This is a genomic window from Betaproteobacteria bacterium, from assembly GCA_016713305.1.
GTDB lineage: Bacteria > Pseudomonadota > Gammaproteobacteria > Burkholderiales.
The window spans coordinates 415,865-434,333 of the sequence record JADJPK010000009.1 but is presented as its reverse complement, the minus strand read 5'-3'; the positions used below and the strand labels follow the sequence as shown (position 1 = coordinate 434,333).

The following is an 18,469-nucleotide window of genomic DNA, read 5'->3' as shown; positions in this document are numbered from 1 at the left end:
GACCGGTGGCGGCACGTGCACCCGTCGATACCGAAGGAGGAGACCGCAGTGCAGACGTCACCGCTGAGACGGGAAGCCCCCGGTACGCACCCGGAGCTTCTTTCTCCGGATTACCGCAGCACGCCTGCCCGTTCGCCCCGCCGGGCACCGGTCCGGCTGGAACAGGGCGCTGCGGAATTGTCCGTGCTTGAACCACCGGCGGAACTGATCGCCCCGACGGACGCCGATCTCACCCGTCAGTCCACGGGATCGCCGCTGGGCGAGCGGATCGTCGTGACGGGCCGGGTGCTGGACGAGGACGGACGGCCCGTGCGCAACTCGCTCGTGGAAATCTGGCAGTGCAACGCGGCGGGCCGGTACTCGCACCGAAACGATCAGCACGACGCGCCGCTCGACCCGCACTTCGTCGGCAGAGGGAAGACGCTCACGGACGACACCGGGGCGTACCGCTTCGTCACCATCAAGCCCGGCGCCTACCCGTGGCGCAATCATCCCAACGCGTGGCGGCCCGCGCACATCCACTTCTCGCTGTTCGGCAACGCGTACGCCCAGCGCCTCATCACGCAGATGTACTTCCCCGGCGATCCGCTGCTGGCATTCGATCCGATCTACAACAGCGTGCCCGAAGGCGCGCGCACTCGTCTGGTCTCCCGCTTCGAACTGGCGTCGACGGTGCCCGACGTCGCGCTGGGGTATTGCTTCGACATCGTCCTGCGGGGGCGTGACGCGACCCCGCTGGGACTGTAGGAGGTCGCCATGGCGGAACTCACCCCTTCCCAGACGATCGGCCCGTTCTTCTACGACGGCCTGTCGTGGGCCATGGACGGGGATTCCCGCAGGGATTTCGGTGTGCCGGTGGTGCGCATCACGGGCCGGGTCCTGGATGCGGAAGGAGCTCCGGTGCCCGATGCCCTCGTGGAGGTGTGGCAGCCGGATCTGGCGGCTGCCGCCTGGCCCGGGGCACGCCTGCCCGGATTCCAGCGCGCGGATACCCGCCGTGCCGGACGGTTCGAGTTCTGGGTGATGCGTCCCGGCAAGACCGCCACGTTCGCCTCGGTGACGGTGTTTGCGCGCGGATTGCTCCGCGGCTTGCATACCCGGGTGTACGTGCCGGTCTCCGGTCCCGATACCGCCGACGTGCCTCGCGAGGTGCCGACGGAACGTGCACGAACGCTGGTTGCGCGCGCTGCCGGCCCGTCCGCGGACACGTACGAGTGGGACATCGTCCTCCAGGGAACCCACGAAACCGTCTTCTTCGAGTTCTGAATCCATGTTCGGACGAACGCTGGTATCGCTGGACATCGCCGACTTGTTCGGCGACCGTGCTGCGATCGGCGCGATGCTGGCTTTCGAGCGGGAGCTCGCGCGGGCACAGGTGGCGGCCGGTCTGGTTCCCCCTTCGAGCGCCGAAACGATCGCACGCATCGCGGCGCTCGAACGGCCCGATCCGGACGCGATGGTCCGGGACGCCGCCCACGCCGGCTCGCTCGCCATTCCGTTCGTGAAGTGGCTGCGTGGCCGCGTCGAGGCACATGACGGGGATGCCGCCCGCCACCTCCATCTCGGGGCGACGAGCCAGGACCTGCTCGACACGGCGCTGGTCCTCTGCACGCGCGACGCGGTGGATCGAATCCGTGGACATGCGACAGCGGCGATCGATGCGGCGGTCTCGCTGGCCCGCGCTCATGCAGTCGACGGGATGACAGCCCGGACGCTGCTCCAGCCGGCCGGCGTGATGACGGCTGGCCTGAAAGGCGGCCCGCTGGGCCGCGTCGCTGCAGCGTTCGCTCGAACGCCTGGACCGTTCCTCGCGGGAAGGTCTTGCCGTCTCCCTGGGCGGCGCCGTTGGCGATCTGGCGGCGCTGGGAAATGCCGGCCCCGGAGGTGCGGCGGGACCTTGCCCGGCGGCTGGGGCTGGCCGATCCGGGCCACGCATGGCACACCAGCAGGGAACGCTGGTGCGGTCTCGCGGCCGATGCCGGAATCCTTGCCGGATCGGCGGGCAAGATCGCCCGGGACATCTCGCTCCTCTGTCAGGCAGAAATCGGTGAGGCGATCGAGCCCGCCGCCGAGGGCAGGGGCGGATCGACGGCTATGCCCCAGAAGCGCAATCCCGTCCTGTCCATGCGCATTCTCGCCGCCGTGCAGGGGGTGCCCGGGCGCGTGGCGGATCTTCTGGGATCGATGATCCAGGAACACGAACGCTCGCTCGGTGCCTGGCAGAACGACATGGCGCAGGTGCCGGAACTGTATGGACGTGTCTGCACGGCGCTGGAGGCGACGGCCACGCTGCTGGAAGGCCTTCGCTTCGATGCGGCCAGGTGCCGGTCCAATCTCGATGCGCTGCAGGGCACGGTCATGGCCGACCGGGTGACGGCATTGCTGGCCGGACACCTGGGACATTCCGAGGCGGCCGCCCTGGCAGGCCGTCTGAGCACGGAAGCGCTCTCCCGCAAGGTCCCCCTGGGATCGCTCCTCTCGGCTGTGATCCGGGACGATCCTCGGCTGGCAGAGGTGGGCGGGCAGGACATCGAGACATGCCTGGATCCTGCCGGCGCCATCCGGCATGCCGCCGCGGAGACGCAAGCGGTACTTGCGGGCGCGGGTCTGGCCTGACGACGGCGCCGACGGCTCAAGCGGATTGCGTCGCGGCCGGAAGCGAGCGATGGACACCGACCGGGTGCTGGCGGGGGAGAGGGGCAAAACGTAGAATCGGGTCTTTGCATCAACCGGTACGCGCCGTCTTCGATCCGTGCCGTTCCGCACGCGGCAGCCCTCGCCGCCGCAGCCTCCGGGATCCTCCATGACCGACATCACCCCAGAACTGCTCGCCGAGCGGGTGGCGCAGCGCCGCACCTTCGCCATCATTTCCCACCCGGACGCAGGCAAGACCACGCTCACGGAGAAGCTGCTGCTGTTTGCAGGCGCCATCCAGATCGCCGGCAGCGTGAAGGCACGCAAGGCAAGCCGCCACGCGACGTCCGACTGGATGGAGATCGAGAAGCAGCGCGGAATCTCGGTGGCGAGCTCCGTCATGCAGATGGACTACCGCGACCACGTGGTGAATCTGCTGGATACCCCGGGGCACCAGGACTTCTCCGAAGACACCTACCGCGTGCTCACGGCCGTGGACGCCGCGCTCATGGTGATCGACGCGGCCAATGGCGTGGAAGCCCAGACGCTGCGGCTCCTGGAGGTGTGCCGTTCCCGCGGCACCCCCATCATCACCTTCATCAACAAGATGGACCGGGAGGTCCGGCCGCCCCTCGATCTCATCGACGAGATCGAACGCACCCTGGGCATGTCGGCCGTTCCGTTCTCGTGGCCCATCGGCATGGGCAAGCGCTTCCACGGTGTCTACGACCTGCAGGAGGACCGCATCCGCGTCTTCAAGGCCGGGGAAGACCGTGTTGGGGACGACATCGAGGTCATCCATGGCCTGGACAATCCGAGCCTGAGCGAGCGCTTCTCTCCGGAAATCGATCAGGCGCGCGACGACGTCGAACTGGTACGGGAAGCCACTCCCGCGTTCTCGCTCGACGAATTCCTCGCGGGCAAGCAGACGCCCGTGTTCTTCGGTTCGGCCATCAACAACTTCGGCGTGAGGGAGGTGCTCGACGCCATCGTGGACATCGCGCCCCCACCCCAGGCCCGGGTGGCGGTACAGGGCCCGGTCCAGCCGGACAACCCCAAGTTCACCGGCGTCGTGTTCAAGATCCAGGCGAACATGGATCCCGCCCACCGCGACCGCGTCGTGTTCGTCCGCGTCTGTTCCGGCCGCTTCGAGCGCGGCATGCGCCTGCGGTTGCAGCGCACCGGCAAGGAGTTCCGGCCGAGCACCGTCGTCTCCTTCCTGTCCCAGCGCCGTGAACTGCTGGACGAAGCCTACGCAGGCGACATCATCGGCATTCCGACCCACGGGGGGCTGCAACTGGGGGACACGCTGAGCGAAACGGCCGAGCCGCTGCAGTTCACGGGGCTGCCGTTCTTTGCGCCGGAGATCTTCCGCGGCATCGAGGTCGTGGATCCGCTGAAGACCAAGCAGCTTCGCACGGGCCTCATCCAGCTGGGCGAGGAGGGCGCCATCCAGGTGTTCCGGCCGATGCGCAGCACGATCCTGTTGCTGGGAGCGGTGGGCGTGCTGCAGTTCGACGTCGCCGCGCACCGTCTCAAGCACGAGTACGGCGTGGAGGCGCGTATCCTGCCCTCCAACTACACATGCGCCCGCTGGGTCTCGGCCGACGACCCTGCCGAGCTGGACCGCTTCGTCGAAGCCAACGCCGGCCGCGTCGCGCAGGATGCCGCGGATGCCTACGCGGTGCTCACCGCCAATCAGTACGAGATGCGCGTCGTGCAGGACATGTGGCCGAAGATCCGGTTCCACGCGAAGCGCGAGCACGCCGGCCTGCAGCTGGAAGCCGCGGCGTGAAGCCCGGGGAGGTCGCCGGCCGGTAGGCCGGCTTCGCCCTTTCTCCCGCGGGCTTGAACGTCCGCGAATCCGAACCCTTCATTCCTTCGACCTTCATGTTCTTCCGCAATCTGCAGCTTTTCCGTCTCACGGCCGGCCAGGACGCCACGGCCGAGGCCTTTCAGGAACAGATGTCTCCGTACGTGTTCCAGGCGTGCTCGGCGCTCATGCCCGAATCCCGCGGCTGGATACCGCCGCGCGGAGATGATCGCCTGCTGTACACGCTGAACCAGCATTGGCTCGCCGCCCTGGGCACGGAGCAGAAGCTGCTGCCGGCGTCGGTGGTCCGGCAGGAAGTGCAGCAGCGTGCGGCGGATCTCGAGGCTCGCTCGGGCTTCAAGCCGAGCCGCAAGCGCATCCGCGATCTCAAGGATCAGGTCACGGACGAGCTTCTGCCCCGCGCATTCAGCCGTTATCGCACGACGTTCTGCTGGATCGATCCCGTGGGCGGCTGGCTGGTGATCGATGCGCCCACGTCCAAGCGCGCGGACGAGGTGACCGAATGGCTGCACAAGAGCTCGGAGGCGCTGGCGTTCGAACCAGTGAAGGCGGCGCGTTCGCCGGCATCCGCCATGACCGAGTGGCTGGTGGAGCGCGAGGGGCCGGCGGGTTTCTCCATCGACCGCGAGTGCGTTCTGCAGTCTCCGCTGGAGGAAAAGTCCACGGTCCGATATTCGCATCACTCGCTGGTGGACACCGACGAGATCCGCAATCACATCACCCGCGACGGCAAGGTGCCGATCCAGCTGGCACTCACCTGGGAAGACCGCGTCTCCTTCGTCCTCACGGACAAGCTCGAGGTGCGCCGTGTGCAGTTTCTCGACATCACACGTGGCGACACCGAGAGCGATGCCGACTCCGCCGAGGAGCAGTTCCAGTCCGACTTCACGCTGATGACGGCGATGCTGGGCCGTTTCCTCAGCGACCTTCTCGAAACCCTGGGCGGTGTGGACGGAGAACCCAGGAAGCCAGAGGAAGCGGCGGCCGCGCAGTAGGTCGCTTCCGTCCGGCATCGAAGGCACGCAGGATACGGTCTCGCGGGAGGAGTCAGGCCAGGAAGTTGGGCGGCCGGCCGACTGCCGGGAAGACCGTCACGCGCAGCCGGAGGCTGTCCGGTTGCACCGGTCCCGTGAGCGATGCGCCCGCGTCACCGTCTCGACGCTCCACCGGTGGGCGGAAGGGGAAGGACGGATGATCTACATGCCGCCGGCGATCGGGATCAGCGCTCCGGTGATGGCGCGTGCGCGGTCTGAGACGAGAAACACGATCAGCTCCGCGATCTGCTCCGCCTTCACCCATCGGGAGAAATCGGCATCCGGCATGTCGCTGCGGTTCGCCGCCGTGTCGATGATGGACGGCAGCACGGCGTTCACCGTGATGCCGCGGCCCTTGAACTCTTCCGCCATCGCTTCCGTCAGCTTCGCCACGCCTGCCTTGGACGCCGCATAGGCGCCCATCCCCGTCGCCGCCTTGGTCGAGGCCAGGGCGCCGATGTTCACGATGCTTCCACCGGAGGCGGCGAGCAGATGGGGCAGGACGGCCTGCGAGGCGTTCACCGCGGTCTGCACGTTGGTCCGGTACAGCAGATCCCACGTGTCGACGCTGCCGTCCGCCACCGTCTCCCAGCGAAAGCCGCCTGCCACGTTGACGAGGGCGTCGATGCGGCCGAACCGTGCCGCAACACGAGCCACGGCGTCGTCCGCCGCGGAGGTGGAAGCGAGATCCACATCCCCAGCGCGAACGCGCCGTCGACGTCTTTCGGGGCGCGGGAGGCATGGGCCCTGTCGATGAGCGCGACTTGCGCGCCCGCGGCGACCAGCGTCCGGCCGACACTGGTTCCGAGGCTGCCGAAGCCGCCCGTCACCATGATCGCCTTGTCCTTCAGATCCAGAGCAATCATCCAGTTTCCTTCAACGATGTCGAATGCGTTACCGGCCAAGCGACGAGAGGGCTTGCCCGGATGGCACGTCGATTCCCATGGAAGCCATCCGCCTCTTCATCGCCGCTCCGGCGTGTGTCGACCCAATGGTGCAGAAAGCAGGTCCGCGGCGCCACGGAAATCTTCGGGCGCCATGCTGGCCAGCACCCCGAAGACCCGTTCCGCTTCCGCCGGGGGATCCGAGGAAGCGAGCACGCAGCGGCTGGCTGATGTCGGGCATCAATACTGATGACGAAGGCGTGTCCCGACCATGAGAACGACAGTCACCCGACGATGAGCTCTATGAGCGGCCTCGCCCCCCCGACCCGCGGGAACCCGCGACGACACTCGCCGGGCGGTGAAGTGCCCGTTCGCGAGTCTGCCCGGCGTCTCGCCGCATTGGGTGGGAAGGCGCCGGACATGAAGGCCATATCGCGACGGCGGCCGGCCGAGGAGTGCAGCCCTTGAGCCGCGTGCTCGTGGACACGTCCATCTGGATCGCGCATTTCCGGTCGGCCGATACCGCATTGACGGAACTTCGCGGGGCCGACGACGTGCTATGCCACCCGCTGATCATCCTGGAGATCGCATGCGGGACACCGCCATCCCGCGCGACCGCACGCTACGCGACCTTCGCACTCTGCGGCAGTCGGTATCCGCGAGCCTGGAAGAGACGCTGATGTTGATCGAGCGGGGGAGCTTGATGGACAGCGGGTGCGGGGCGGTCGACATTGCTCTGCTTGCCTTGACGCTTCGCACGCCCGAGGCAAGTCTCTGGACCACAGATCGTAGTCTTGCCGCTCTGGCCGCCAGGCTTGGCATCGACTGCCGGCCGGCCCGCCACTGAGCGTTCGTTTTCCCCAGCCGTCGCGCAGCGGGGAACGCCGCAGGCCCGGACCTCGGCAGGCCCGGAGCTGCACCGGGCCTTCTCTCGCTATCCCTTCAGCGGCTTGTACCGGAACCGCTTGGGCTTGGCGCCTTCCTCGCCCAGGCGCTTGCGCTTGTCGGCCTCGTATTCCTGGTAGTTGCCGTTGAAGAACACCCACTGCGAATCGCCCTCGGCCGCGAGGATGTGAGTGGCGATGCGGTCGAGGAACCAGCGGTCATGGGAGATGACCAGCACGCTGCCGGCGAATTCGAGCAGCGCTTCTTCCAGGGCCCGCAGCGTTTCCACGTCGAGGTCGTTGGATGGCTCGTCGAGCAGCAGCACGTTGCCGCCGCGAAGCAGCGTCTTGGCCAGATGCAGCCGGCCGCGCTCGCCGCCCGAGAGCTGGCCCACGTTCTTCTGCTGGTCGGAGCCCTTGAAGTTGAAACGGCCGATGTAGGCGCGGGAAGGCATCTCGAACTTGCCTACCGTGATGATGTCCCGGCCGCCCGAGATCTCTTCCCAGACCGACTTGGTCCCGTCCAGCGCGTCGCGCGACTGGTCCACGAAGGCGAGCTGTGCGGTCCGACCGATCACCACCTCGCCACTGTCCGGTTGTTCCTTCCCCATGATCATGCGGAACAGCGTCGACTTGCCGGCCCCGTTGGGGCCGATGATGCCGACGATCGCACCGGGGGGAATGGAGAAGCTCAGGTTGTCGATGAGCAGGCGGTCGCCGTATCCCTTGCTGACGCCCTTGAACTCGATGACCTGATCGCCGAGGCGTTCCGCGACGGGAATGAAGATCTCCTGCGTCTCGTTGCGCTTCTGGTGTTCGAACGACGACAGCTCCTCGAATCTCGCGATCCGCGCCTTGCTCTTGGCCTGCCGGCCCTTGGGGTTCTGCCGGACCCACTCCAGTTCCTGCTTCATGGCCTTGATGCGGGCGGCTTCGCTCCGGGCTTCCTGTTCGAGCCGCGCTTCCTTCTGCTCGAGCCACGAGCTGTAGTTGCCCTTCCACGGAATGCCGTGGCCCCGGTCCAGTTCCAGAATCCACTCGCAGGCGTTGTCGAGGAAGTAGCGGTCGTGAGTGACGCCCACCACCGTTCCCGGAAAGCGCTGCAGGAATTGTTCGAGCCACTCGACGCTCTCTGCGTCGAGGTGGTTGGTCGGTTCGTCCAGCAGCAGCATGTCCGGCTTCGAGAGCAGCAACTGGCACAGCGCCACGCGGCGCTTCTCGCCGCCGGACAGATTGCCGATCTGGGCGTCCCAGGGCGGCAGCCGTAGCGAATCGGCGGCGATCTCGAGCTGGTGTTCGGTATCGCTGCCTGCCGTCGAGAGAATCGCCTCGTACTTCGCCTGCTCGGCCGCCAGCTTGTCGAAGTCGGCCTCCGGCTCGGCGTAGGCGGCGTAGATCTCGTCGAGCTTCTGCTTGGCGACCATCACCTCGCCCAGCCCCGCCTCGACTTCCTGCCGGACAGTGTGCGAAGGATCGAGCCTGGGTTCCTGCGGCAGGTAACCGATCTTGATGCCCGGCATGGGCACGGCTTCGCCTTCGATCTCGGTGTCGACGCCGGCCATGATTCGCAGGAGCGTCGACTTGCCGGCTCCGTTCAGTCCGAGCACGCCGATCTTGGCGCCGGGAAAGAATGAAAGGGAAATATCCTTGAGGATCTGTCGCTTGGGCGGAACGATCTTGCCCACGCGGTTCATCGTGTAGACGTATTGGGCCATGGCCTGTGAAACGAATGAGGAAGGAAAGCGCCGGGAGACGCGCCGTCAGACCGGAGAGATCCGGTGCCGCCGCACGCCGGAAACGCGGAAGGCCGCGAGCTTACCCCGGAAAAAGAAACGCGGCGACAATCGTCGCCGCGGAAAATGACGAACCGGAACGGGAGGGAGGAGTAAGCGCCGGTTCGTTTTCAGACACCTGCACGACGGAGCGCCGCTGCGCGGCTTCCGCCTTCGGTCCGGCAGCGCCGGACCAGGAAAACTCAAGGAGCCCAGATCTCCACTTCGTCGATCGCGGGAACCACGACCTCGCCGTTGTCCTCCGCGGAGATGGCTGCACCGGAAGCCAGGACGACGACCCAGGCGCTCAGGAGCCAAGCAGTGAGATTGCGAGCATTCATGGAAACCTCCGTTCAGTGACGGGACCCCAACGTCGATCCCATGGATGCAATGTACGTCTTTTGCGACGCAACATTTAGACTGATTCCATGAACTTCACTTGTTCCTGCGGGGAATCAATGGCGGCGAGGTTCCCATTCATCGCGGGGATATTGGTGCATTTCGGAAATTAACTTTGGTGGATTGGGAAACAATAGTGGCCGATTTGCCGTACTCAAAAGCGCGGGAAACCTGCACGAATCACTTTTCGGCAGGGAATGCGGACCTTGAAAGAGGTGGGGATGGCGCGATGCAGCAAACTCTCGTCGCCAGGGGGATGCCTGGCTCAGCGGCAGATCCGGTTCGCGACCGTCCGGCACGCGAGGGCGACTTCGCCTGCCGTGATGCCGACCTGTCCCCCGAGATGCTGCACGGTGTAATCGCCCGCCAAGCCATGCAGCCGGACGCCGCCCAGCAACGCGTCCTCGACGTCCCGGCCCTGGGCAAGGAGGGACGAGACGACGCCTGACAACACGTCCCCCATGCCCGCCACGGCCATGCCGGGATTGCCGGTGTCGTTCAGGAACCACCGCCCGTCGGGGGCGGCGCAAACGCTTCCGGCGCCCTTCAGCACCACCCAGGCCCGCAACCGGCGGGCGATCTCGCGAGCCGATGCCACGCGGTCCTTCTGCACATCGGCCGTGGAGAGTGACAGCAGGCGGGCCGCTTCGGCCGGATGAGGCGTGAGCACGGAGGGCGCCTCCCGGTTCGCGAGGGCGTGGGCCAGGTCCGCATCCGCGGCAATCAGATTGAGTGCATCCGCATCCAGCAGGAGCGGCAAGGGGGTCCGGAGCGCGCGTTCGACCACGGTGGCCGCCGCATCGGTCTGCCCGAGGCCCGGACCTACGCATAGCGCAGAGGCACCGGCGAAGAGGTCGCCTCCGGAGGCGGGCCGGAGCATGAGTTCCGGTTGTGCCGGATCGACGGAGAGCGCGTCGGGCGACAGCAGGACCACGTAGACCCGTCCCGCGCCGCAGAGCAACGCGGCGCGTCCTGCGAGCAGCGCCGCACCCATCATTCCTTCTGCCCCTGCCGCCACCACCAGGCTGCCGTACGTTCCCTTGTGCGTGTTCCTGCGACGGGGCGGAAGGGCGCTCCGGATCCAGCGATAGTCCAGCAGCCATGCGTCTGCGGGGACCAGTGCGGGCACATCCAGTTCCAGCGCATCGGTGCGCAGCAGACCCGCATGATCGGGACCGTCGAGCGTGAGCAGACCGGGCTTGAGGGCAATGAACGTCAGGGTATGGGTCGCACGGATGCAGGTCCCGAGAATCGCGCCGGAGTCGGAATGGAGCCCGCTGGGAACGTCCAGCGCGAGGACGGCCGGGATGCGTGCCTCGTTCACCGTATCCACCCACTTGGCATACGTTCCGGTGAGCGGCCGTTCGAGACCGATGCCGAACAGACCGTCGATCACCATCGAGAATCCCCCGATCGGCGGGAGATCGCGGATCTCCGTGCCGCCGACGCGGCGCCATGCAGCGAGCGCCGCCACGGCATCGCCGGACAGCTTCGACTCTTCTCCCTTGAACGCGACCGTCACGTCGATCCAGTTCTCGCGCAGGTGCCGCGCGGCGACGAAAGCATCGCCGCCGTTGTTGCCGGGTCCGGCGAGCACGAGCACGCGGTCCCCACTGCCGAGAATGTCGCGTGCCCAGGTCCCTGCCGCCGTCCCCGCGCGTTCCATGAGCGGCGGCGGCGGATCGCACGCAAAGGCGGCTGCCTCGATGCGTCGGATGGCCTCGGCACGATAGACCGGCTGGGGGCTGGAGCAGAGAAGGTCGGACATGGAGGCAGGGAGCCCGGGCAAGGCAGGTGTGAGCGGAATGCCAGGGACCATAGCACCAGTCGAAGCGGGGCGCGAATGCCGGAAAAGCGTTCGTGGCCGCTATAATTTCGCTTTAGCGATCGGCCTCCCAACTCATGCCGCAGATCCTGCAGTTGTCCGGGCGCAACGCCCTGTCCGAGTTCCGTCTCCAGAAGCTTCTCGATGCCCTCCGTCTCGCCGACCGCCGCGTAAGCGACGTGACGGCGACATTCCGCCACATCGTGCAGACGTCCAGACCGCTTGCCGCCGAGGAGCACGTCCGGCTCGAGCGGTTGCTGACCTACGGACCCGCGTCGAAACCGCGGCGGCTCGAAGGCGCGCTGTTCCTCGTGGTGCCCCGGCTGGGGACGATCTCGCCCTGGTCGTCCAAGGCCACGGACATCGCACGCAATTGCGGGCTGGAAGCGGTGCTGCGCATCGAACGCGGGATCGCCTATGTTGTTTCCGGAGCCACCGCAGAGGCTGCGGGGCGCGCCCTGATCGCACGGCGTCTCCACGACCGCATGACAGAGACGGTGCTGGATGCGTTCGAAGACGCCGACAGGCTCTTCCACCACGTGTCTGCCCAGCCGCTGTCCACCATCGACGTGACCGTCGGCGGGCGTGCCGCCCTCGAGTCCGCCAATCGCGACATGGGGCTCGCGCTCTCCGACGACGAGATCGACTATCTGCTCGACGCGTTCCTGGCAGAGAGACGCAATCCGACCGATGTCGAGCTGATGATGTTCGCCCAGGCGAACTCGGAGCACTGCCGGCACAAGATCTTCAATGCGTCGTGGACCGTCGACGGCGAGGAGCAGTCCCGTTCGCTGTTCCAGATGATCCGCAACACGCATGCAAACCAGCCCGCCCACACGATCGTGGCGTATTCGGACAACTCGGCGGTGATGGCAGGGATGGCGGCGCCCCGTTTCCGTCCGGACACCTCCGGCGTCTACCGTCGGCACGACGAAGCCACCCACATCCTGATGAAGGTCGAGACGCACAACCATCCGACCGCCATCTCGCCGTTTCCCGGCGCCGCGACGGGATCGGGCGGCGAGATCCGGGATGAAGGCGCCACCGGCCGCGGCGCGAAGCCCAAGGCCGGCCTGACCGGTTTCACCACCTCGCATCTGCGCATCCCCCAGTTGCCCCAGCCCTGGGAATCGCTGGACTACGGCAAACCCGGACGCATCGCTTCCGCCCTCGACATCATGATCGAGGGGCCGATCGGCGGCGCCTCGTTCAACAACGAATTCGGCCGGCCCAATCTTGCGGGCTATTTCCGGACCTACGAGCAGAAAGTGGGCGAGCGGGTGCGGGGCTATCACAAGCCCATCATGATCGCCGGTGGCCTGGGCAACATCCGGGCGGACCAGGTCTTCAAGTCCGGCATTCCGGAAGGCGCCGCGCTCGTGCAATTGGGCGGTCCCGGTCTGCTGATCGGGCTGGGGGGCGGGGCAGCGTCCAGCATGGCGACCGGCGCCAACACGGAGGCCCTCGATTTCGACTCGGTGCAGCGGGGCAATGCGGAAATCCAGCGCCGCTGCCAGGAGGTCATCGACCGCTGCTGGGCGCTGGGGCCCGCCAACCCGATCCTGTCCATTCACGACGTGGGAGCCGGCGGATTGTCGAATGCGTTGCCCGAACTCGTGCATGGCGCCGGGAAGGGCGCGCGCTTCGATCTTCGCAAGGTGCCCTCCGAAGAGCCGGGCATGTCGCCGATGCAGATCTGGTCCAACGAAGCGCAGGAGCGCTACGTGCTGGCCGTCGATGCCCGGCACCTCGATACGTTCCGCGCCCTCTGCGAAAGAGAGCGTTGCCCGTTCGCGGTCGTGGGCACGGCCACCGCCGATCCGCGTCTCATTGTCGAGGACCCCGGGTTCGGCAATCGTCCCGTGGACATGGACCTGGAGGTGCTCCTCGGCAAGCCGCCGCGCATGCACCGGGACGTGAAGCGGGTGAGGCCCAGGCTGCCGGCGTTCAAGCCGGCCGATGGCGATCTGCTCGAGCCGCTGTTGCGGGTGCTGCAGTTTCCTGCCGTTGCATCGAAGGCATTCCTGATCCACATCGGCGACCGTACCGTCGGCGGCATGACGGTCCGCGATCAGCTCGTCGGACGGTGGCAGGTGCCTGTGGCCGATGCGGCGATCACTTCCATGGGTTTCGACACCTATGCCGGAGAGGGAATGGCCATGGGCGAGCGCACGCCGCTGGCCGTGATCGATGCCGCGGCATCGGCACGCATGGCCGTCGGCGAAGCGCTGACGAACATCGCTTCGGCGGACATCGGCGACATCGCACGCGTGAAGCTGTCCGCCAACTGGATGGCCGCTGCGGGCCAGCCGGGTGAGGATGCTGCCCTGTTCGACGCTGTCCGCGCTGTCGGAATGGAGCTGTGCCCGGCACTCGGTGTGAGCATTCCCGTCGGCAAGGACAGCCTGTCCATGCGCACGACGTGGCGAGACGGCGATGTCGCCAAGGAGGTGACCTCGCCCGTGTCTCTCATCGTGTCGGCGTTCGCACGCGTCGCCGACGTGCGGAAGTCCGTGACGCCGGAACTTCGGCTGGATGCCGGGCCCTCGCGCCTGCTGTTCGTGGACCTGGGTGGCGGCCGCAACCGGCTGGGTGGTTCGGTCCTCGCGCAGGTTCAGGGCGCGGTCGGCAAGGAAGCCCCCGACGTCGACGACGCCTCGAGGCTCCGCGGTTTCTTCGAGGCTCAGCAGGCACTCCTCGGACGGGGGCGGCTGCTGGCGTATCACGATCGGTCCGATGGCGGGCTCGCGGCGACTCTGGCGGAGATGATGTTCGCCTCCCACGTGGGGGTGACGGTCGACATCACGCACCTCGCCCGGCGCGGGGGGGCCGCCGCCGCCCTGTTCTCCGAGGAACTGGGCGCCGTTCTGCAGGTCCGGTCCGACGATGTCGCGGAAGTGCGGCAAGAGTTCGCGGCGCGCGGGCTGAAGGATTCGCTCCACGATCTGGGTGACATCAATCGGGATGGTCACCTGCGAGTGATGCACCACGGACGCGAAGTGCTGGCGGCGTCAGGCGTCGGCCTGATGCAGGCCTGGTCGCAGACCAGTCATCACGTGCAGCGGTTGCGGGACAACCCGGAATGCGCACTGCAGGAATGGGACGCCATCGGGGACGCCGGTGATCCGGGCCTGCAGGCCAGTCCGGCTTTCGAGATGGAGGGGGTGCGGGTTCCGGCCATCATCGGACGCCGCCCCCGGATCGCGATCCTGCGCGAACAGGGCGTCAATGGCCAGATCGAGATGGCCGCGGCTTTCGACCGCGCGGGCTTCGAAGCGGTCGACGTGCACATGAGCGACATCCTCGCGGGGCGGATCGCTCTCGATGGTTTCCGCGGCTTCGCCGCCTGTGGCGGCTTTTCCTACGGGGACGTGCTGGGAGCCGGGGAGGGCTGGGCCAAGTCCATCCTCTTCCATGCCCGCGCGCGGGACCAGTTCGCCGCCTTCTTCGCCCGGCCCGACACCTTTGCCCTGGGCGTCTGCAACGGCTGCCAGATGATGAGCAACCTGCACGAGATCATCCCGGGCAGTGAGGCCTGGCCGCATTTCGTCCGCAACGCCTCGGAGCAGTTCGAGGCGCGGCTGGTCATGGTGGAAATTCCGGAAAGCCCCTCGCTCTTCTTCCAGGGAATGGCCGGGTCGCGTCTGCCGGTGGTGGTCTCCCACGGCGAAGGCCGCGCCGAGTTCGCCTCTGCCGCGGCGAAGCGGTCGGCGCGTAACCTGGTGGCGCTTCGATTCGTGGACAACCGGGGCCACGTCGCCGCACACTATCCTGCCAATCCGAACGGCTCGCCCGACGGGATCACCGGACTCACGACACCCGACGGGCGCTTCACGGTCCTGATGCCGCATCCGGAACGGGTCTTCCGCTCGGTGCAGATGTCCTGGCGGCCGCGGCATTGGGGCGAGGATTCGCCCTGGATGCGCATGTTCCGCAATGCGTTCGAGTGGACCAGGCACTGAGTTCGTCTCGAAGAGGCGGCGAGGGGCGAAACAGATTCAGGGACCGCCGGTTGCTGCAAGGCGGTCCCGCATCACGGGAGGAAGCAGGATGAACCGGAAGTGGAAGACATTCACGTTGTTGACGGCGGTGGCCGCATTGCCCGCGTGCACCGCAGGCGGTCCTCCCAAACCCTCGGCGGCCGAGATCCGCGCCCACTGCGATCAGCTCTACACGGATCAACGGCTCGATCCCATACGGGACAAGGTGGTGCTGCCCATCGCCATCGGCGATCCGCAGCCCGTCGATGTGCTGGCCAAGCGGGTCAAGGCCACGGAGCAGGAGAAGCAGGCGGTGCTGGTGCTGTCGTCGATTTTCGAGCGGTGCAACGAATTCGCTGCCAAGCGAGTGGGCGAGCCGCCTGCCTACCGTGCCACCAGCAACGTTCACATCGTCGAGGGGCTGGCCGATCTGTACGCGGGCGATATCAGCTACGGCCAGTTCGCGAAGTCGCTCCTGTATATCGGCGAGCGGGACAAGCTTGCGCGCCAGCAACTGGACGACGAACTCAAGAGCCGCGAGAAGTGGCGCATCCTGCACGACTACAACGGCAACTGAGAACCGTCCGGATGCAATGAAAAAGGGCAGCCTCGGCTGCCCTTTCTTCACTGTTGCGACCGGTCACTCGGATACGGTCGCGGCCTTGCGCAGTTCGTCGACCATCTGGTCGCGCTGCTTGCCGATCACCTGCTTTGCCACCTGATCCTTCACTTCCTCGAATGGAGGGAAGGTGATGGCGCGCACGTCGTCGATGCGGATGATGTGATAGCCGTATTGCGTCTGCACGGGCTTCGCGGTCGTCTCGCCCTTCTTGAGGCCCCGCATCGCCTCGGCAAACGGCTTGACCATGTTGTTGCCGTCGGTCCAGTCCAGTTCGCCGCCCTTGTTCTTGGAACCGGAATCCTCGGACTTCTTCTTGGCGAGATCCTCGAACTTGGCGCCCTTCTTGAGTTGCGCGAGGATGGCCTTCGCATCGGCTTCCTTCTTGACCAGGATGTGGCGGGCCTTGAACTCCTTCGCGTCAGGCGCGCTCTGCTCGGCCTTCACCTTCTCGTACTCGGCGCGAAGGTCCGCGTCGCTCGGCTCGTGCTTCTTGAGGTAGTCCTCCAGGAACGCGTTGACCAGCACCTGCTGACGGGCCAGGTCGATCTGCGTCTGGAATTCCTCGCTCTTGTCGAGCCCCTGCTTGATGGCTTCCTGGGTGATGATCTCGCGGGTGATCAGCACGTCGCGAAGCTGCTTGCGCATCTCCGGCGAATCCTTCTGCCCCTGCTGCGCCTGCATCTTGACGACGAAGTCCATGCGGGCCTGAGGAATGGCCACGCCGTTGACGACCGCCACGTTCTTGGCTTCCTCGGCATAGCTCGCGGAAAACAGCGTGATGCCGCAGACACCGGCCGCGATCAGCGCGGCAGACTTGAACACTCGCATGAAAAATCCTTCCGATTGACGTTGTGTGATTAAAGGGGACCGACGGAAGCGGAGATGGATTGCCGGCTCAGCGCCGCGCCCGTGGCGGTCAGAAGGCCGAGGCAGCCTCCGCCGGTGTCTGGGCGACGATCGCAAGCGCATGAATCCTGTGCGGAATCAGATCGCGCAGCGGATCATACACCAGGCGATGTCGGGCAACCCTCGAGTGACCGGCGAATTTCTCCGACACGATGACCACCTGAAAGTGCCCGCCGCCGCTCTCGCGTGCGCCGGCATGACCGGCGTGGTCGGCGCTGTCGTCGAATACCTCAAGACTCTCCGCTTCGAGCGGTGCGAGGCGCGTGCGGATCTCTTCCTCGAGCGTCATCGCGGATGCCCGTCCTGATCCGGCTTGCTCACTCGCCCTTGCCGGCGTCCTGTTCCTGGACGTGCCGTGCCAGGAAAAAGCCCTGCCCCAGCGCGAACACCAGCATGAGGCCCATACCCCGAACAGCTTGAACTTCACCCAGGTCGGTTCGGAGAAATTGAAGGCGACGTACAGATTGAGTGCGCCCATGAACGCAAAGAAGCCCACCCAGCTCCAGTTGAGATGACGCCAGGCGGGATCGGGCAACTGGATCTGGCCCTGGGTCATGGCACGGATGAGATTGCGGGAGAAGAACATCTCGGACCCGAACAGCACGACGGCGAACGCCCAATACAGCACCGTCGGCTTCCATTTGATGAAAGTGGCGTCGCGGAAGATGAGCGTGGCGCCTCCCATCACGACGATGATGCCCAGGCTGATCCAGAGCATCTTGTCCACCTTCTTGCCGCGCGCCATGAGCCATCCGACCTGGCCTATCGTCGCGATGATGGCGAAAGCGGTCGCCAGAAGGATGGGCACCTGATTCGGCGCGAGATTGGGATCGAGACCCAGGGTGCGCAGGATCGTGTCCATGAGCGCGGCTGCGTCGCCGGGCATCCGCTCCGCGCCGAAATAGGCCAGAAAAAAGACGATGACCGGGATAAGATCGAACAGCAGTTTCATCGAGCGGGTCCCTGGGTGCAGTCATGGCCTGGGTCGATCCCAGGCGGTCGCGCATTATGCTGGGCGCCGTTCGACTGTGTCCACGCCGTCCCGGGAAGTCCCGCCACGTTTTGCCAGAACGAAGAATCGATAGGAGGCAGCCCATGGCATTGACGCAGCTGATCGAATACGAGAACGCGAAACCCGAAGTGAAGGCCGTGTTCGACGACATCATGGCCACCCGCAAGACCGACTGGATCAACAACATCTGGAAGGCGCTCGCCAATCACCCGCCCACGCTCGCCCGCACCTGGACGGAGGTGAAGGAAGTGGTGGGCAGGCAGGGCCGGCTCGATCCCTTGACGAAGGAGCTCATCTACGTCGCCGTGAGCATGACCAACAACTGCGAGTACTGCATACGCTCGCACACGGCGGCCGCACGCAAGAAAGGCATGGATGACGAGATCCTCGGCGAGCTCATCGAACTCGTTGCGTTGGCCAACAAGACGAACCGTCTTGCCATCGGCTACCAGGTCGAGGTGGATGACAGATTCAAGTAATGAGAGCGGGGAAGGTTCGGGATCCCCGGAACTCAGACCCTAGACCCTAGACCCTAGACCTTGAGACCAGACCCGACGCCGGACTCCGGCCGCCGAAGGCGGCCTGAATTCCCTGGGGACCAGGGACCAGGGTCTCGGGTCCGAGTTCCAGGGACCAGGGACCAGGGTCTCGGGTCTGAGTTCCGGGGGCTCCCGAATCCTTTC

General features: G+C 66.2%; 13 protein-coding genes and 3 pseudogenes. 9 read left to right on the top strand and 7 right to left on the bottom strand.

The genetic code is table 11. From position 1 onward, the window contains the following. Positions 1 to 63: 63 nt before the first annotated feature. From pcaH to IPK20_14045, 5 genes are all read left to right on the top strand, one after another. The gene (gene pcaH / locus IPK20_14065; GenBank protein ID MBK8017726.1) at positions 64 to 747 is read left to right on the top strand and encodes a protocatechuate 3,4-dioxygenase subunit beta; all 684 of its coding nucleotides are present in this window, start codon (positions 64 to 66) and stop codon (positions 745 to 747) included. Between the two features lie 9 nt (positions 748 to 756). Beyond that, entirely contained in the window at positions 757 to 1,266 is a 510-nt protein-coding gene (locus IPK20_14060; GenBank protein MBK8017725.1) for a protocatechuate 3,4-dioxygenase subunit alpha, read from the top strand. 618 nt (positions 1,267 to 1,884) lie between these two features. After that, the gene (locus IPK20_14055; GenBank protein MBK8017724.1) at positions 1,885 to 2,616 is read left to right on the top strand and encodes a hypothetical protein; all 732 of its coding nucleotides are present in this window, start codon (positions 1,885 to 1,887) and stop codon (positions 2,614 to 2,616) included. Between the two features lie 187 nt (positions 2,617 to 2,803). Next, positions 2,804 to 4,429, top strand: a complete 1,626-nt coding sequence (locus tag IPK20_14050) for a peptide chain release factor 3 (protein ID MBK8017723.1) — start codon at positions 2,804 to 2,806, stop codon at positions 4,427 to 4,429. Between the two features lie 95 nt (positions 4,430 to 4,524). Continuing rightward, the gene (locus tag IPK20_14045; GenBank protein MBK8017722.1) at positions 4,525 to 5,463 is read left to right on the top strand and encodes a recombination-associated protein RdgC; all 939 of its coding nucleotides are present in this window, start codon (positions 4,525 to 4,527) and stop codon (positions 5,461 to 5,463) included. Between the two features lie 201 nt (positions 5,464 to 5,664). Here IPK20_14045 and IPK20_14040 read toward each other — a convergent pair. Continuing rightward, positions 5,665 to 6,365: pseudogene (locus IPK20_14040) on the bottom strand (SDR family NAD(P)-dependent oxidoreductase). A gap of 485 nt (positions 6,366 to 6,850) precedes the next feature. On the opposite strand from IPK20_14040, the pseudogene IPK20_14035 reads away from it, so the two are divergent. Beyond that, positions 6,851 to 7,233, top strand: a pseudogene (locus IPK20_14035) (VapC toxin family PIN domain ribonuclease). Between the two features lie 87 nt (positions 7,234 to 7,320). On the opposite strand, the gene ettA reads toward IPK20_14035, so the two are convergent. From ettA to IPK20_14020, 3 genes are all read right to left on the bottom strand, one after another. Then, positions 7,321 to 8,985: an energy-dependent translational throttle protein EttA gene (gene ettA, locus IPK20_14030; GenBank protein ID MBK8017721.1), complete on the bottom strand. Its 1,665-nt coding sequence runs from the start codon at positions 8,983 to 8,985 to the stop codon at positions 7,321 to 7,323. A 260-nt stretch (positions 8,986 to 9,245) separates the two neighbouring features. Next, positions 9,246 to 9,383 (bottom strand): hypothetical protein, encoded by a 138-nt coding sequence (locus IPK20_14025; protein ID MBK8017720.1) that lies wholly within the window; start codon positions 9,381 to 9,383, stop codon positions 9,246 to 9,248. 323 nt (positions 9,384 to 9,706) lie between these two features. Continuing rightward, on the bottom strand, positions 9,707 to 11,209 hold the full coding sequence (locus IPK20_14020; GenBank protein MBK8017719.1) for an NAD(P)H-hydrate dehydratase: 1,503 nt from the start codon (positions 11,207 to 11,209) through the stop codon (positions 9,707 to 9,709). 143 nt (positions 11,210 to 11,352) lie between these two features. Here IPK20_14020 and purL point away from each other — a divergent pair, with 143 nt between their 5' ends. Both purL and IPK20_14010 read left to right on the top strand, forming a co-directional pair. Further along, positions 11,353 to 15,228: a phosphoribosylformylglycinamidine synthase gene (gene purL / locus IPK20_14015; protein MBK8017718.1), complete on the top strand. Its 3,876-nt coding sequence runs from the start codon at positions 11,353 to 11,355 to the stop codon at positions 15,226 to 15,228. Between the two features lie 88 nt (positions 15,229 to 15,316). Then, positions 15,317 to 15,823, top strand: a complete 507-nt coding sequence (locus IPK20_14010; GenBank protein ID MBK8017717.1) for a hypothetical protein — start codon at positions 15,317 to 15,319, stop codon at positions 15,821 to 15,823. Between the two features lie 63 nt (positions 15,824 to 15,886). Here IPK20_14010 and IPK20_14005 read toward each other — a convergent pair whose 3' ends face one another. The 3 genes and pseudogenes from IPK20_14005 to IPK20_13995 all read right to left on the bottom strand — a co-directional run bounded on the left by IPK20_14005 (position 15,887) and on the right by IPK20_13995 (position 17,726). Beyond that, on the bottom strand, positions 15,887 to 16,696 hold the full coding sequence (locus IPK20_14005) for a peptidylprolyl isomerase (GenBank protein MBK8017716.1): 810 nt from the start codon (positions 16,694 to 16,696) through the stop codon (positions 15,887 to 15,889). Between the two features lie 88 nt (positions 16,697 to 16,784). Beyond that, complete coding sequence (locus tag IPK20_14000; GenBank protein ID MBK8017715.1) at positions 16,785 to 17,063, bottom strand: BolA family transcriptional regulator; 279 nt, start codon at positions 17,061 to 17,063, stop codon at positions 16,785 to 16,787. A 28-nt stretch (positions 17,064 to 17,091) separates the two neighbouring features. After that, positions 17,092 to 17,726 (bottom strand): annotated as a pseudogene (locus IPK20_13995) (septation protein A). 149 nt (positions 17,727 to 17,875) lie between these two features. Here IPK20_13995 and IPK20_13990 point away from each other — a divergent pair. Beyond that, on the top strand, positions 17,876 to 18,265 hold the full coding sequence (locus IPK20_13990; protein ID MBK8017714.1) for a carboxymuconolactone decarboxylase family protein: 390 nt from the start codon (positions 17,876 to 17,878) through the stop codon (positions 18,263 to 18,265). The last annotated feature ends 204 nt before the right edge of the window (positions 18,266 to 18,469 follow it).

Bases quoted from the DNA above. Each gene is read 5' to 3' on its own strand.
- IPK20_14060 (MBK8017725.1), top strand. From the start codon at position 757: ATGGCGGAACTCACCCCTTCCCAGACGATCGGCCCGTTCTTCTACGAC.
- IPK20_14050 (MBK8017723.1), top strand. From the start codon at position 2,804: ATGACCGACATCACCCCAGAACTGCTCGCCGAGCGGGTGGCGCAGCGC.
- IPK20_14045 (MBK8017722.1), top strand. From the start codon at position 4,525: ATGTTCTTCCGCAATCTGCAGCTTTTCCGTCTCACGGCCGGCCAGGAC.
- ettA (MBK8017721.1), bottom strand. From the start codon at position 8,985: ATGGCCCAATACGTCTACACGATGAACCGCGTGGGCAAGATCGTTCCG.
- IPK20_14025 (MBK8017720.1), bottom strand. From the start codon at position 9,383: ATGAATGCTCGCAATCTCACTGCTTGGCTCCTGAGCGCCTGGGTCGTC.
- IPK20_14020 (MBK8017719.1), bottom strand. From the start codon at position 11,209: ATGTCCGACCTTCTCTGCTCCAGCCCCCAGCCGGTCTATCGTGCCGAG.
- IPK20_14010 (MBK8017717.1), top strand. From the start codon at position 15,317: ATGAACCGGAAGTGGAAGACATTCACGTTGTTGACGGCGGTGGCCGCA.
- IPK20_14005 (MBK8017716.1), bottom strand. From the start codon at position 16,696: ATGCGAGTGTTCAAGTCTGCCGCGCTGATCGCGGCCGGTGTCTGCGGC.
- IPK20_14000 (MBK8017715.1), bottom strand. From the start codon at position 17,063: ATGACGCTCGAGGAAGAGATCCGCACGCGCCTCGCACCGCTCGAAGCG.